This window comes from Methanothermobacter crinale, assembly GCF_055397825.1.
In genome coordinates this window covers 583,490-598,276 of sequence record NZ_AP042450.1, presented here as the reverse complement: position 1 = coordinate 598,276, position 14,787 = coordinate 583,490, and the positions used below count along the sequence as shown (strand labels likewise).

Annotated in this window: 18 protein-coding genes; 7 read left to right on the top strand and 11 right to left on the bottom strand. The window is 40.2% G+C overall.

The window, feature by feature from the left end; genetic code table 11:
* Positions 1–66 precede the first annotated feature (66 nt).
* Both mmp10 and ACZ5XX_RS03615 read left to right on the top strand, forming a co-directional pair.
* Positions 67–1,314 carry a methyl coenzyme M reductase-arginine methyltransferase Mmp10 gene (gene mmp10, locus ACZ5XX_RS03620; protein ID WP_464585731.1) on the top strand — a complete coding sequence of 416 codons (1,248 nt, stop codon included), beginning with the start codon at positions 67–69 and terminating at the stop codon, positions 1,312–1,314.
* On the top strand, positions 1,311–2,603 hold the full coding sequence (locus tag ACZ5XX_RS03615; protein WP_464585729.1) for a methyl-coenzyme M reductase glutamine C-methyltransferase: 1,293 nt from the start codon (positions 1,311–1,313) through the stop codon (positions 2,601–2,603). Before mmp10 ends, ACZ5XX_RS03615 begins: the two co-directional genes overlap by 4 nt.
* On the opposite strand, the gene ACZ5XX_RS03610 is transcribed toward ACZ5XX_RS03615, so the two are convergent.
* Genes ACZ5XX_RS03610 through ACZ5XX_RS03575 form a run of 8 tightly spaced genes read right to left on the bottom strand, consistent with a single transcriptional unit; the run spans position 2,596 to position 8,278 of the window.
* Positions 2,596–4,677, bottom strand: a complete 2,082-nt coding sequence (locus tag ACZ5XX_RS03610) for a cation diffusion facilitator family transporter (protein WP_464585727.1) — start codon at positions 4,675–4,677, stop codon at positions 2,596–2,598. The genes ACZ5XX_RS03615 and ACZ5XX_RS03610 overlap by 8 nt on opposite strands.
* A gap of 2 nt (positions 4,678–4,679) precedes the next feature.
* On the bottom strand, positions 4,680–5,564 hold the full coding sequence (locus ACZ5XX_RS03605; protein WP_464585725.1) for a nucleotide-binding protein: 885 nt from the start codon (positions 5,562–5,564) through the stop codon (positions 4,680–4,682).
* A gap of 2 nt (positions 5,565–5,566) precedes the next feature.
* Positions 5,567–5,770: a NifB/NifX family molybdenum-iron cluster-binding protein gene (locus ACZ5XX_RS03600; RefSeq protein WP_464586194.1), complete on the bottom strand. Its 204-nt coding sequence runs from the start codon at positions 5,768–5,770 to the stop codon at positions 5,567–5,569.
* A 14-nt stretch (positions 5,771–5,784) separates the two neighbouring features.
* Entirely contained in the window at positions 5,785–5,934 is a 150-nt protein-coding gene (locus ACZ5XX_RS03595; protein ID WP_464585722.1) for a NifB/NifX family molybdenum-iron cluster-binding protein, read from the bottom strand.
* Positions 5,931–6,731 carry an Mrp/NBP35 family ATP-binding protein gene (locus ACZ5XX_RS03590; RefSeq protein WP_464585720.1) on the bottom strand — a complete coding sequence of 267 codons (801 nt, stop codon included), beginning with the start codon at positions 6,729–6,731 and terminating at the stop codon, positions 5,931–5,933. The genes ACZ5XX_RS03595 and ACZ5XX_RS03590 overlap by 4 nt, the downstream gene beginning before the upstream one ends.
* Before the next feature lie 31 nt (positions 6,732–6,762).
* Complete coding sequence (locus tag ACZ5XX_RS03585; protein WP_464585718.1) at positions 6,763–7,077, bottom strand: NifB/NifX family molybdenum-iron cluster-binding protein; 315 nt, start codon at positions 7,075–7,077, stop codon at positions 6,763–6,765.
* A gap of 17 nt (positions 7,078–7,094) precedes the next feature.
* Positions 7,095–7,661, bottom strand: coding sequence for a DUF134 domain-containing protein (locus ACZ5XX_RS03580; protein ID WP_464585716.1), 567 nt, complete (start codon positions 7,659–7,661; stop codon positions 7,095–7,097).
* A gap of 35 nt (positions 7,662–7,696) precedes the next feature.
* The gene (locus ACZ5XX_RS03575) at positions 7,697–8,278 is read right to left on the bottom strand and encodes a metallophosphoesterase (RefSeq protein WP_464585712.1); all 582 of its coding nucleotides are present in this window, start codon (positions 8,276–8,278) and stop codon (positions 7,697–7,699) included.
* A gap of 241 nt (positions 8,279–8,519) precedes the next feature.
* Here ACZ5XX_RS03575 and ACZ5XX_RS03570 point away from each other — a divergent pair, with 241 nt between their 5' ends.
* Complete coding sequence (locus tag ACZ5XX_RS03570; protein WP_464585709.1) at positions 8,520–8,669, top strand: hypothetical protein; 150 nt, start codon at positions 8,520–8,522, stop codon at positions 8,667–8,669.
* Between the two features lie 76 nt (positions 8,670–8,745).
* Here the strand turns inward: ACZ5XX_RS03570 and ACZ5XX_RS03565 are convergent, their stop codons facing one another.
* Positions 8,746–9,657, bottom strand: a complete 912-nt coding sequence (locus tag ACZ5XX_RS03565; RefSeq protein WP_464585707.1) for a methanogenesis marker 7 protein — start codon at positions 9,655–9,657, stop codon at positions 8,746–8,748.
* Complete coding sequence (locus ACZ5XX_RS03560; RefSeq protein WP_464585705.1) at positions 9,642–10,178, bottom strand: hypothetical protein; 537 nt, start codon at positions 10,176–10,178, stop codon at positions 9,642–9,644. Before ACZ5XX_RS03560 ends, ACZ5XX_RS03565 begins: the two co-directional genes overlap by 16 nt.
* A 72-nt stretch (positions 10,179–10,250) precedes the next feature.
* Between ACZ5XX_RS03560 and comB the strand changes: the two genes are divergently transcribed.
* From comB to ACZ5XX_RS03540, 4 genes are read left to right on the top strand one after another with little or no spacing between them, the layout of a single operon-like run.
* Positions 10,251–10,919 carry a 2-phosphosulfolactate phosphatase gene (gene comB, locus ACZ5XX_RS03555; protein WP_464585703.1) on the top strand — a complete coding sequence of 223 codons (669 nt, stop codon included), beginning with the start codon at positions 10,251–10,253 and terminating at the stop codon, positions 10,917–10,919.
* Positions 10,920–10,934: 15 nt separating this feature from the next.
* Entirely contained in the window at positions 10,935–12,092 is a 1,158-nt protein-coding gene (locus ACZ5XX_RS03550; RefSeq protein ID WP_464585701.1) for a TraB/GumN family protein, read from the top strand.
* A 3-nt stretch (positions 12,093–12,095) separates the two neighbouring features.
* Positions 12,096–12,308 (top strand): DUF1922 domain-containing protein, encoded by a 213-nt coding sequence (locus ACZ5XX_RS03545; protein WP_464585699.1) that lies wholly within the window; start codon positions 12,096–12,098, stop codon positions 12,306–12,308.
* A gap of 6 nt (positions 12,309–12,314) precedes the next feature.
* Positions 12,315–13,910, top strand: a complete 1,596-nt coding sequence (locus ACZ5XX_RS03540) for a GTPBP1 family GTP-binding protein (protein ID WP_464585697.1) — start codon at positions 12,315–12,317, stop codon at positions 13,908–13,910.
* Here the strand turns inward: ACZ5XX_RS03540 and ACZ5XX_RS03535 are convergent.
* Positions 13,894–14,736, bottom strand: coding sequence for a TIGR00269 family protein (locus ACZ5XX_RS03535; RefSeq protein ID WP_464585695.1), 843 nt, complete (start codon positions 14,734–14,736; stop codon positions 13,894–13,896). The genes ACZ5XX_RS03540 and ACZ5XX_RS03535 overlap by 17 nt on opposite strands.
* Between the last annotated feature and the right edge of the window lie 51 nt (positions 14,737–14,787).

Here is a 14,787-nt window from a genome sequence, read left to right as displayed (position 1 = left end):
AATATTTTTCACAGTTTTTCCATCCTCAGATAAATTATTTATCACTAAAGGGATAAGATAATAATCATGCAAATCATAGCTGATGTCGGTGGCAGACCAGGAATAGACTGCAGAGGATACTGCAAATACTGCTATTTTAAAGGTGTTAAAGATTTCCCACCACTAGGTTGTAGGAATTGCCCGCCAAACCGGATAGGATGTGAAACATGTACAATTGAAGTTGCCGAACGCAAAAGCGAATTCCTACCACCATTCTTCGTCCTAAGCAATGTACAGACAACTCTCATGATGACACAACCCCAAGACAAGAACCTAAAAATTAATATAAGTGGTGGCGGGGACGTGAGCTGCTATCCACACCTCGAAGAACTGACAAGTGGCCTTAAAAGCCTTGGAATACCAATACACCTAGGTTATACGAGTGGAAAAGGCATAGACGATCCAAAAATCGCCACAAAACTAATCAACAACGGGGTGGAAGAAGTCACATTCACCGTCTTTTCATGTAATCCACAACTTAGAAGGGAATGGATGCGCGACAAAAAACCAGGAGCATCCCTAGAAGCCCTAAAGATATTCTGCGAAACAACAGAAGTCCACGCAGCAGCAGTCATAATACCCGGTGTAAATGATGGAAATGAACTGCTAGAAACATGCACCAAACTAGAAGAATGGGGAGCAAAAGCCCTTATAATGATGAGATTCGCCAACTACGAAAACCAGGGAATCATACTAGGCAACGACCCAATACTCAAAGGAACAGAACCACATCCAGTAGAAGAATTTGAAAAACTCGTAAGAAAAATCGACAAAGAATTCAACCTAAGAGTAACCGGCACACCAGTCTGTGACCCCAAGAACAATACACCATTCGCCCTCGCAGACGACAACAGCAAAAAATACTTGGAGATACTCCCAGAGATAAAAGCAGAAGCCACAATACTCACAGGGAAGATAGCCGCCCCATACATCGAGAAAATAATAAAAAACCTTGGAGCCCAAGACCTCGTCAACGTTTACGCGACAGAAAAAGACATAGCCTGCCTAATAACAAGAAAAGACTTGGAAAAAGTAGACCTCTCACAACTCAAAGAGACAGTAATAATACCAGGAAGAGCATTCGTACATGACAAAGAAGCCGAAAAGATCCTAACAAGAGACGGGACAGACAGGATAATAGCAAGAGGCCCCGACAAATTAACAGTAGACGGTGAAATGAGCGGCACCCTCAACAAATATGATGTTATCGAAAAAGAAATGGAGGGATTCTACGAGCTCATACAAGCCATAAACTTCTTCGGGGTCCGCAGATGAAAATAGCCGTAATAACACCCGAATTCTACAATTACGGTTCAATGATAGTCGCAGGGATCCTAAAAGACCTAGGATACAATGTAACACTAAAAAAAGGCTTCAATAACCTCCAAGCAGATATTGTCTTTATAAGTTTACATTCAACAATCCACCTCATCAAATACAAAAAGGAAATCAACCAAATAAAAGCCTTCAAAATCCTTGGAGGCCCAGTAACCACAGACCCACAACTAATATTCAAATACCTCGACGTAGACCTTATAGTGAAAGGCGAAGCAGAAGACAAAATAGACAGGATAATGGAATACGTCCACGGAAAAAGGAAAAAAACATCCATTCCAGGAGTAGCATTCAAAGAAGACGATGAAATAGTAGTCACATCTTCTAGTCGAGGGGATTCTATTGAACACCCGTTACCCCTGATACCTCCTGACATATCAAAGGAGAATATAAGAGGGGCTAATGTTTATATTGAAACACACCGAGGATGTGTTGGGAACTGCACATTTTGTCAAGTCCCCTGCTTCTTCGGCAGAAAAATCAGAAACAGAAGCATAGAAAACATAATCAAAGAAGTTAAAGCGTTCAAAGGAAAGGGTGCGAAGAGAATAGCCATAAGCGGCGGCACAGGAACCCTCTATGGCAGCAGGAAATTTAAAAACATAAATGAAGAGGCTTTTATAGAACTCCTAAAAAAAGTTAGCGAAATCACAGGACCCATGCACCTAACAATCCCTGATATAAGAGTAGACCTTGTAACCGATAACATACTAGAAGCCATAGCACGCTACACCAACGGCTGGATATACTATGGAATTGAATCAGGAAGCCCCAGGATCCTGAAAAAAATGAAAAAAGGTATAAGCGTTGATGACATATTCGAGGCCGTTGAAATGGCAAGAAACCATGGAGTGAAAGTTGCAGGATCCTTTATAGTAGGATATCCCGGAGAAGAAGATGAGGACTTCCAGGTTACCCTTGAACTTGCAGATGAACTCATGCTCGACGATTACTTTGTAAGCATAGCCGAACCCATACCAGGAACTGTCCTCGCAGAGGAAGTGAAAAAACTTCCACTCCACGAAAATCCACTTTACATGGATTCCAATGATAAGAGGTTTGAAAGTCTAGCGGCAGAAAGAGCCTTCAAGTTCCTCCTAGATTCTTATGTATTTAGGAGTATTCCAGTTCCAATGACAGATAAACTATTTAAGTCTATTGTTGAAGAGGTTAAATCCCAAGAGGATCATATCAGGACTGTAACGGCTATGATTAAAGGTCTTATCTGAATTTTCTATAAGCATTTAATATAATATCTTCTAGTGAGCTCCCTTTTGGTTTTGCTGTGCCAAGTATGTGCTGAGAGAGGACATATGATGGACCCTCTGACAGATGATCGACTATAAGTACATCGATTCCTTCATCTTTTAGTAGTTCCGCGGCTTTTATACCCCTCTTCTTTTCCAATTCCCTCGCAGGATTTTCTATTATCTTAGAATCTTGGATCCTATCATCTTTTACTGATGCTATTATGAAATAGTCTGCTTTTCCAAAATGTGGGCTGATAGTCGAATCTAAGCCTTTATTATCTTTTAATGGTGCTGCGATTAACATATAATCTTTGGGTGGGGTCTCTGGTTGTATTATGATATGATCCATTGATGGGATCTTCTCTTTGACTTTATTGTTTATCTCTGAAATTATATTCTCTATTTCTTTAAGGGATGTTCCTCTCTCGAGTTCGAGATGAAGTTCCGCGAACAAATAAGGCCCCGATCTTCTAACCCTAACATCATGGATTCCTTCCACACCCTTGACCCCGAGTACCGTTTTTTCCAGGGTTTGAAGTGATTTCTGGTCAATACAAGCGTCAAGTAAAACGAGTATGTCATACCTGGCGAACTTTAACCCTAAATAGATGATTAAAATCGCTATCAGGATCCCTGCGAAACCTTGAAATCCTCTCAAGCCAAGGTATTCGAAGAGTATGCCAAAGAATACTATCATAGATGATACCACATCTAGGAGACTGTGCCTTCCATCATTTACGAGCGCCTGTGATTTTATCTTCCTTCCTATCTTCTCCTTGTAAACAGCGAAAAAATAGGATATAAAAACCGATATTAAAGTTATAAGTAAAGCTAGAGATGGTAACATAATCTTTGATGGGTGTAGTATGTATGAGAATGATTCCATGCCAATTTCAAAGCCAGTTATTATGATTATTACTGAGATGATCAGTGATGCGAAAGTTTCAATCCTATAATAACCATAGGGAAATAATTCGTCAGGTTTTTTCTGCGAAAGTTTCAATCCTATGTAAACAGTTACAGAGGCGAATATATCTACAAGTGAATGGATAGCATCGGCTATTAATGCTAGACTGCCTGATAAGAGTCCGACAATACCCTTCATTAATGTTAGGGCTATGTTTGCATAAGTAGAATATCTGGCAACTTTCTCACCCTCTTTAAGTGATTTCATATGACCCCCCCGAAGATTATTAAGTATAATTTCAAATGTTTTTTCTAATCTAGGATCATATAAGACTGCAGGTGTTAAATTAGCCAATGCCTCTATAAAAGTGATGGTATATGGTATTTTACCGAGTACTGGAATGTCCGATTCTTGAGCGAAGCTTTCAATCTTTTTACTAACATCCTTGTTAATGTCCCATTTATTGATTATTATACTATGTGGGATTTTAAAGTGTCTGACAAGTTGAAGTGTCCTTCTAAAATCGTTTAATGCTACCATATTAGCTTCTGCTATTATGATAACATGGTCTGTTGCCTTGATTGATGATATTACTGGACATCCTATGCCAGCGGCAGAATCTAAAAGTATAAGTTCAGCATCTTCCACCCTACCAACTTCCGAGGCTTTTCTCCTCACAGCATCAACGATTTTGCCTGATCCAGTTTCTCCAAGCTTTAATTGGCCAGTCACGATACTAAAACCATGATCTGATTCTGATAGACATACTTTACCCGTATCTGTTGGGTGGATTTCTATAGCATTAGAAGGACATGTGTATGCACATGCCCCACACCCTTCACAGAGAAATCTTTTAATATCTGGTTTTGAAATTTCATCATCCCAGCTGATAGCATTGAATCTACAAGTATTTAAACATTTTTTACAGGATCTGCAACGGCTGGATAAAACAAAGGCCTTTTCTGAGGCGCTTATCCTTTCACAATAAATTTTATTAGGGTTGCCGAGAAGAAGTGCGAGGTTCGGCGCATCCACGTCACAATCGCATGCAACGATACTCCTATTGGCAAGTAAAATAGCGATTGAAGCGACTATACTGGTCTTTCCCGCGCCACCTTTCCCTGAGAGAACACATATCTCCTTCACTATTAACACCCTGCTGATTCAACCACGTTTATGATGTTATTTATGCCTGGGACTTTAAAAGGCTCCCCCTTTGAATAAGCGCGGAGAACAGTTTCAGAATAGGGTATTTCAGCCACGATTGGTATCTCTGATTTCTCAGATATTTGATATATGGTAGTATTATCACCTATCCCTGAACGGTTAAGAATTATATGCGAATCTATGCCAAGCTTTTTCAATAATTTGATGATTAGTCTGAGGTCATGAGCCCCTAAGGGTGTTGGCTCTGTAACAGCAAATGCGATGTGAGTATCAAGTAGAGCGTGGATTACATTACAATGCACACCAGCTGCTGTGTCAATAATAATAAAGTCTGGTTTATGAGAACTTATTGCCGCATCAATTGCAGCGTCAACCACACCCGCGATAGATGCAATATTCGTCTTTATTTCACCTGAAATGATGGTGAAGTTTCCTCGAAGCTCTTCAGGATACCTTCTGTTTAATGAGCCCTTGTACAATGAACCTATAACCTTTTTATCAGCCTTTATGGATTTATTTGGACATGCTAAGATGCAGGTGCCGCATCCGTTACATCTATCCTCGATAAAAATAGGATAATGATCATGGATATGGACTATTGCATGTTCTCTGCACGCTCTAGAACATTCACCACACATAAGACATTTGGAATGGTCAAATGAGGGGACGGTAATCGTAACATCCCCTATTTTCTCCCGTTTTACTGATAGGATTATGTGATCATCTGGGCATTCAACATCCGCGTCTACAAGTAATATTTTGAATTTTTTTGCAAGGGAAAGTGCAAGTGAACATGCTATGGTTGATTTTCCGGTACCCCCTTTTCCGCCGGTTATGCCTACCATTAATGGCCTTATACTTATCACCTTTATTGGATCCTGCGACCTCTTCTCCCGCGTGCAGTGGCTGGGGATGTTATTTCTTGGAGTTTCCCTTGACTGAAAAGTTTCAGGTTTTCCTCGACAGATCCTTGAATTGACTTGTAAACTTTTATGTTCAGATTATTCAAAAGTTCAAAGGCGTTTGGACCTATAGCATTGGATATTATAACATCTACTCTTTCATTTGCGATTAGTTGAGCGGCTTTTATACCAGCTCCGCCGGATTCGCAACGCTCTTAAAGGATTCTATTTCCCCATCTTTTAATTCAGCTATGATAAAGGATCTTGCGCGGCCAAAAACACGACTGGCTTCTGATTTAATATCATCTCCAGAGGATGGTACAGCTATTCTCATCCTATAAACCTCCATTTTTTTATTATATTTTTGAATATCTCTGATTCTGGTGTAGGTGGAGTTTCGGCGGATTTTCCCATGTTTAAATTGAAGGGGATTCTGGCCAAAAGTGGGAGGTTAAATTCTTTGGTTAACTGTTTTCCACCATTTTCGCCGAAAATGAAGAGCTTTTCTCCGCACTTGGGGCACTGGACATATGACATGTTCTCGATTATCCCTAGGATAGGAATTTTCAATTTTTTAACCATGTTAATACACTTTTTCACGTCATGGAGCGAAATAATGTGGGGTGTTGTGACGATAATAGCCCCGTCAATATTGGGTATTGACTGTAGAATTGTGAGGGGTTCGTCACCTGTCCCTGGGGGGTTGTCAACGAGTAAAATGTCAATATTATCCCAGTCAACCTCTGCGAGTAACTGTCTTATTGCGCCTGTCTTTTTCGGCCCTCTCCATATTATGGGACTATCCTTTGATGGTAGGAAGAATTCTATTGACACGACGCTAATACCTGCTTTGGTGATGGGCTTTATCTTCTTGTCCTCTGTTAATGTGATATCTGCCTTTTCAATATCCATTATCCTTGGAACGTTAGGACCATGTAGATCCGCGTCTAGTATGCATACGTTGTAATCTTCTTGGTTGAATGCTTCGGCAAGCTTGATTGTGACCGTGGTTTTACCTACTCCGCCTTTTCCACTCATCACCACGATCTTATGTTCTATATTGGACATTGCTTTCGCTATTTCTATGTCTTGTTTCATGATAGCCAGTTTTTGAGCTTGCTCCTGATCCAATTGAAAAACACTCTCCTTTTACAAATTTTAATTATAAACTTTTCTCCTTGAATGATTGGAGCACTCCTTTTAGATCACCAGCAGCCCCTGTTAAAACGTATACGCGTCCTCTAAGTAAATCCATGGCCCTTGGTCCTATATTTGAACATATAAGGATGTCAGCGCCTGAATCTAGGAGTATTTCCGCCATTGTCTGCTGGCCTCCACCATGTTTCCCGGATACTCTAATTATTTCAAGTTTTGATGTTTCAGTGTCATAAAAGGCGAGGAATGGACTTTTTCCGAAATGTTCTGAGACTTTAGAGTCCATCCCATTATCTTCTAATATGGGGATACATATTTTCATTTTTTTTAGTTCCTCCTTTAGTCGGTGGCGCACATTACTCCGCCACATTTTGGACATTTTTCGCTTCTGCATGGCACTCCAGGTGTTTTGGGTATTTCGTATCCGCATTCGATGCATTTGCAGGCGCGTGGTGGGCCGGCTCTCATACCTTTTCCTATTCCTCTTTGCATGCCAGGTCTTCCAGGCATTATATCTTCTCCTATTATGGTTATGTTTTCTGATCCGCAGTCTGGACATTTTTTGTATTCTTTTTTGGGTGATATCCATTCAAATTGGCAGTCTAGGCATTTGTATCTTTTTTTGTCTGTGATATAATCGCCCCCTTTTAAGATTATTGCTTTGCCTTCGACCAAGGCTTTCGCGATCTTTGAGCGTGCTGATGTTATTATACGATGAAATGTGGGTTGTGATATTCCCATTATCTCTGCAGCTTTTTTTTGCTTTATATTGTGGTAATCTTTGAGTCTTATGGCTTCAAATTCATCTAATGTCACTTCTATTAGTTTATCCGATCCTATGTCCGGCTTGAAACATGTGATTGGTGGTTTTGTTAGGATTCTTCTGTGTCTTCTCGGCCTCGGCATATTTTGAATATATATTCAAAACTAGTATTTAAACATTATGGTTTCAATCTAAAGACCACAATCTCATTAGATGATCCAAGACGCATCGGAGGCCCCCAAGTACCCGTACCCGCCGATACATAAAGGTAACTGCCTGAATTTTCATAAAGGCCTGAAAAGTATGGGAACATCCACCTAACAATAAAATTGAACGGATAAAACTGTCCACCATGCGTGTGACCAGACAATTGAATGTCAACACCCCACTTTTGTGCGGTATCCCACTCAGTAGGGAGATGATGAAGTAGAATAGTTGGAAGATCCCCCCTAAACTCAACCTGCTCCAATAAAACTCCTAGGATCCCACGTTGCATATAATATCCCACACCTACAAGTTGCAAACCCCTAAACTCTACACACCTATTATCTAGTATTGTCACGCCCACAGATTCTAATAGATGATAGACCTTTTTTCTATCAGCATATACATCATGGTTTCCTGAAACAAAAAATATAGGTGCATTTATCTTTTCAAGAGGTTTTAATACAAAATTGTCGATAGGTGAGCTCCCATCAGCAAAATCTCCGGTTATAAGAACCGCATCCGCTTCTAGTTTGTTCACCTTATCTTTTATCATTTCTAGGAAACCTTCACCCCTTATAGACCCAATATGAAGATCCGAAAGTTGTACCAGTGTAACCTCACACGGAACCTCTAAAGGTATGTCCACGTACTTTATTTTAATCCTTGCACTGTTAAAAATCGAAAAAAGGCCTATAAAAAGAGCTACTAGATAAGCCGCCCCCTCCATATTTGGGAGGATATATACAAAGATCTTAAAAAAGTCAACAATCAAGGTTGTCCAAAACATTAATAGGATGATCCCAAGCCATGTCATGGAAAAAACATACAACATCCTGCTAAAAAAAGATGGGAATTTCTGTTCACCTATTATAGCTATAGGTAAAGCCGCGGAAACAAAAAGTGTTAACCATATATTCTCAGCGCCTATAGACGCTAAAACATAAAAATTCAACAAAGTATAAACTAAGGTTAATATTAGTATAAAGAATAGGATTCCTATGATCCTTTTCACTTATATCACTAGAGTAGTGAGGTTTCTGGTAGAAGTTTCACGAGAATATAATCATACATCACCGAAGGTTTTATCTCTGCAATATCCTTCAGTTTATAATCATATACTTTAACATTTTCTATATCTTTATGGTAGCGTTCATAGTTTAATTTAACGCGGACACCATCAAGTTGACTTGTAACTGGTGTCGGGGAATAAACACTTTTTATGGCATGCACCTGATGTTCGATCTCGCTTTTAACAACTATCGGGGGGACAAGTGGTGGATCCTCAGCCATCTCCCTCCTTCTGTTATCCAGGATTTCTTCAACAACCCTAACCAGCTTCTTCAAGGCCCTTATGTTCTCGCCTCTTTTAAGGCGTCGTGGTATCCTGCCAAAACCGCTAATGTATGCTGTTGCACCTGGAAGCTCCTCCACTTTGAGCTTGGGGGCGCCTGTAACAACCACCGGCACATTTATACCCTCAAAAAGGTGCGTTTTCTCTTTTATACAATGCTTGAAACTTCCAAGGGCGAAAACCGCGAGGTCGTGTTCGTTTATAAGCTGTTTCTCCTCCTCTGATATCCTCGATATCCCCTTGCCAGCGCCCCTAGCCAATCCTATCATGTTATCTTTAGCCCCATATCTTCTAAGATACTCTGCGATATCGCAAGCTGCATGTGGCAGATGATGCCTTGCGAGTGTAGGTGACACGACAGCAATCTCCGTACCAGCCATTGGAGCTACTTTAACCTCCCCTAGCAGTTCCCTGGCCTTCTCTTTAACCTTTTCAACATCCTCTATTGGAACAGCAAGTGTTAATATAAGGTCCATCTGTAGCATATTCTCTTGGAGGACGAAACCTCCAAGGTCTTCGATAAGTTCCTCCATTTCCTCGTGGCGGTGCACACCACCAACATAAGTTAATGTTTCATACATAATCTCTTCTCCAATATTTTATATCTTAACAAGGCCCTTTTAACAGGGTCCAATGGCAGATTATAATGCGATGGAACCTTTACCTTCTCCCCTTTTTCTTTTATTTCCATGTAATCAGGATAGACTATATAATCTGGATTATCCTCAACTATACTATAACCCATATGTTCAATGATATCTCTAAGAAAATTTGAATAAACTTTTATTTTTATCTTTTTGTTCCTCTCTTGTAATGGGCGAGGGTCATCCCACCATGGCGAGCATACCCTAAAATTTATCTCAGAGAAAGATCCATATTCTAGACCATATGCTTTCAAGGTTTCTGAGACGATATGTATACTCTCCTTGATCTGCGGGAATGTGTTCAATTTTAATCTGAGAGCCATTGAACGCGTTCTAGTCTCTGAGAGTACTATAGCAAGGTCAGGATCCTCAGTGTCAGGATCCCTGGCTACAATATACTCATCCACCCCCATAATATCAAGTATACCTTTACACATAGGCGTGGTAACAATCTTCATGTAACGTCACCAGAGTCAATATTACATCCTTTTAATCTAGTTAAAGATATAAATTATTTAAGGGTGAGTAGGGTGCGGGTCATTTTAACCCATCAAAGGTCAACCACACAGGATCTTGGTATCATGGTGGATCTGCTAAGGGCCAGTACAACAATAACAGTGGCCCTAGATAACTTCAAGAGAATAATACCCGCAGGGAGCGTGGAGGAAGCTCTTAAAATTTCAAAGGAAACCGGTGGATTGCTCGCAGGTGAACGTGGTGGTGAAACAATCGAAGGCTTCATAGGAAATTCACCGCTCCAAATACAAAACTATAAAGGCAAAACATTGATCCTCACAACAAGTAATGGTACCCGGATACTTAAAAATTTAAGATCCAGGGCCTTGATAGGCTCCATTATAAATGCAAAGGCAGTGGCACGTGCAGCTGTTGAACTTGCAAATAATGAGATAGAAATAATCATGGCTGGCGTGAATGGCAGATTCGCCATCGAAGATTTCCTCACAGCAGGAGAAATAATATACTATCTGAGAGACTTTCGACTTGATGAATTTGCGAAGGCCGCCCTGATCGCAGCCCGTGATAAAAAAATAGTTGATAATATGATATTAAACTCAAGTTCTGCCTTGAAGTTGAAAAAACTTGGATTCTTTGAGGATGTGAAATTTTCCATCCAAAGAAACATTTCAAGTAATGTCCCCATATATGATGGAAAATTAATAAAAAAACTACAAATATAATATTAGTGATATTCCATGGAAATAGAACAGCTGAAGATAATAGGGACAGCCCACGTGTCAAAAAATAGCATGGAAGAAGTGAAAGAGATTATACATTCTGAAAAACCAGACGTTGTGGCTGTCGAATTAGATGTTGGAAGATACCAAAAACTCATGAGGGAAAAATTAGGACTAAAAGAAGATGACCAACTTTCAGTTAAAGATTTGATCAGAGGAGAGAACATCAGCCTCTTCATTATAAGCGGACTTTTAACATACCTGCAGAATAAGATAGGTGATGAGCTGGGTGTGAAACCTGGATCTGAGATGTTAGCGGCCATAGAAGCCGCGGAAGAAGTGGGTGCGAAGATAGCCCTCATAGACAGGGACATAAGGATAACCATGCAAAGAATAATCGATTCCATGAGTTTACGTGAAAAATTAAGGCTCTTATTTAATATACTCGCATCATTCTTTAAAAAGGATGAAATAGAAGATGTTGAAAGCTTAAAGAGTGAAGACACCCTAGATGAGGTTATGGAATATTTCAAAGACATCTCACCACAAGCATACCACGTACTAGTAGATGAAAGGGACGCCTACATGGCCCGGAAATTACTCGAGATCCCAGAGGATAAAGTGATTGCGGTTGTGGGGGCAGGTCACAAAAAAGGCATAAAACACTACCTCCAAAATCCAGAGAAGATACCTCCACTCACGGAACTGTTATCCTTCAAACAACACAAGTCCACTTTAAGAAAACTAGTACTAATTATCCCCCTCCTATTAATTGTACCTTTTGTTTTAGCATTCCTTTCAGGGGTGAACATACAAGGCGACATCCTTAAATTTGTGCTCTTGACAGGGGGCTTCGCGTTTATTGGGTCGTTAGTGGCTGGTTCAAGGCTCAAATCTGCTCTGGTAGCATTCCTTGTAGCGCCGATGACGGTACTGCATCCGCTCCTAGCCGCAGGGTGGTTCGCAGGGTTAATGGAGGCTAAGCTGCGAAATGTCAGCTTCGGAGACCTTGAAAATTTGAATAAGTGTGATAGTCTCCGCGACCTTTGGGAAAACAATCTTTTCAGGGTCATGCTTGTTGTTGCAGGTGCAAATCTTGGCTGCAGCATAGGAACATTCCTCACAATACCACAGATCATACTCCCAATGATCGGTAAAATAATAGGAGCCGGTTAAAAAATGTACTTAGTATTTAGATGCGATTGTGGAAGAGCATTATATGCACGTGAAGGTGTTAAAACCCGTAAGTGCGTATGTGGGAAGACTGTAAAGGTTAAAAGTCGCCGGATACTTGGAAAAGTTGAAAGTTTTCAAGATGCAGCTTATATGGTCAGAAAATTGCAAGAAGAAAAATATGGACCCGGCGGATTTTTAAAAAAGAAAATAGAATGATCGAAAATGATCAAGGACTTGAAATCCTTCACCAAAAAGGGTGAAAGAAGGAACATAGAATTTAAAAAAGCCCTCAAAAGTTCATATCATCTTAACGAGGATAGGAGAAAACAACTAATATCCCAGATGAAATATAGGATGGAAAAGGGAAAGGGCAAAGCAATCTACCTACTTGGTGTTGAAGATGATGGGAGCTTAACAGGCCTCCCCAAGAAAGAACTCCAAGAATCAATTCACGTTCTAAATGTTTTAAGTCGAGAGATAGGGGCATGTATAGAAGAGGTGAACGAATACTCACTAGACAATGGTAAAGTAGCCGAAGTTACCATAGGATGGAAAAATTCATTCAAAAAAGAGCATGTTGTCATAGGAGTCGCAGGGCATGTCGACCATGGTAAAAGCACGCTCTTAGGGAGCCTGACAACTGGAATACTCGATGATGGAACCGGAAAAACCCGCATATTCTTAGATGTCCAGAAACATGAAATAGAAAGAGGATTGTCAGCAGACCTTTCATTCGCGATATACGGTTTCCTAGACGGTAAACCAATCCGCTTAGACAATCCACTTGACAAAAAAGAAAAATCCGAGCTCATGGAAAAATGTGAGAGGATAATATCCTTTGTCGACACAGTAGGCCACGAGCCATGGCTTAGAACAACAATAAGGGGCATAGTAGGCCAGAAACTAGATTATGGCCTTTTAACGGTCGCGGCAGACCAAGGACCTACCCATATTACAAGAGAACACCTAGGAATCATCCTAGCAATGGAATTACCCGTAATAGTAGCCATAACAAAAACAGACATAGTAGGAGAAGACAAAGTCCAGAAAGTCCATGAAAAAATATCAGAATTGCTCAAACTCGTGGGCAGAATACCATTCAAGGTCAAAAACAAGTCAGATGCACTACTAGTATCAGAGAAGATGAACCAACATATCGTACCAATAATAGAAACATCCTCAGTAACAGGAAAAGGACTAAAATTACTAGATGAACTATTCCTAAACTTAAAAATCCCAGAAAACCCCTCAGAGGACAAAAAACCATTCATGATGTACATAGATAAAGTTTATTCCGTAAAAGGCGTGGGAACCGTGGTCAGCGGCACCATAAGACAAGGTCGGGTGAAAAAAGGCGAAAAATTACTCCTCGGACCATTCCATACAGGAGAATTCAAACAAGTAAAAGTCAAATCCATTGAAATGCACCATTACCAGATCGGATGCGCGGAACCAGGCCACATCGTCGGAATATCAATAGCAGGAGCATCACCACAAGAAATCGAAAGAGGCATGATACTAGCCCACCCAAAATACAATCCCAAAGCCGTGAGAGAATTCGAAGCAGAAGTAGCAATCCTAGTACACCCCACAACAATAAAAGCAGGTTATGAGAGCGTTACACATATAGAAACCATTGCAGAGACAACAATATTAGAACCCCTCGATCAGGAATTCATGTCAGCCGGGGATAAAGGAAAAGTCAGAATGCGATTCAAATACAAGCCACACCATGTAAAAGAAGGACAAAAACTAATATTCAGAGAAGGAAGAAGTAAAGGTATAGGCTCCATAACAAAGATCATAGAGAACCCCTAATCACAGATAACAATTCACAAGCTTTACAAGTCCTCATAGAAGCCGGCTCCCCACAAACTTCACATTCAAAAAGTTCAACTTCTTCCTGTTCCATTTTAAAAGTCTTAATGAAGGATCTCATCATCAAATCCTTAGTTCCAGGCCTCTTCGACTCTACACCATTAAGAAATCTCTTAATCCTCGACCTAAGTGATAAACTAGAATAGGGACAATCCTCCAAATGAACCCTAATATTATTGAGAATAGCCCAAGTTCTGGTTTCTTCTTCACTCGTATTCCATAAGGGTTTTATTCTCGGTATGAGCTTAGAATGGATCATCTCCAATTTAGGGCCGAACTTGGAAAATTTGCGCGTATCACCCCTAACCAAGCTCATCATAAATGACTGTATCTCATCATCCATATTATGTCCAGTGGCTATCTTATCAGCCCCTAGGCTACGGGCAGCTCTATTCAGTATATGTCTTCTAAAGACCCCACAGGGTATGCATGGACTCTTAAAAATCCCATAAACATCATCCAATGAAAAATCAAATTCTTCAATAAAAGATTTTTCAACCAATTCAACGCCTAAAAGTTTTGTATTGTAACGTGCGGCTTCTAAAGCCTTCTCTCTATAATCTTTTATACCTTCGTCAACTGTTATAGCAACAATATCAAAACCAAGATCATCCCTGAGATCCGCTAAAACATGTAACACAAGCAAACTATCCTTTCCACCCGAAAGAGCCACAGCTACTAATTCACCCTCTTCTATGAGCTTATAATCCCTTATAAGTTCCCTGATTCTCTCTTCCAATTTCTGGCTAAAATCTACTTCTCCCATAATAATAAATATTATAATGTCCCACCATATCATTTTTACAAGAGGGGGTTG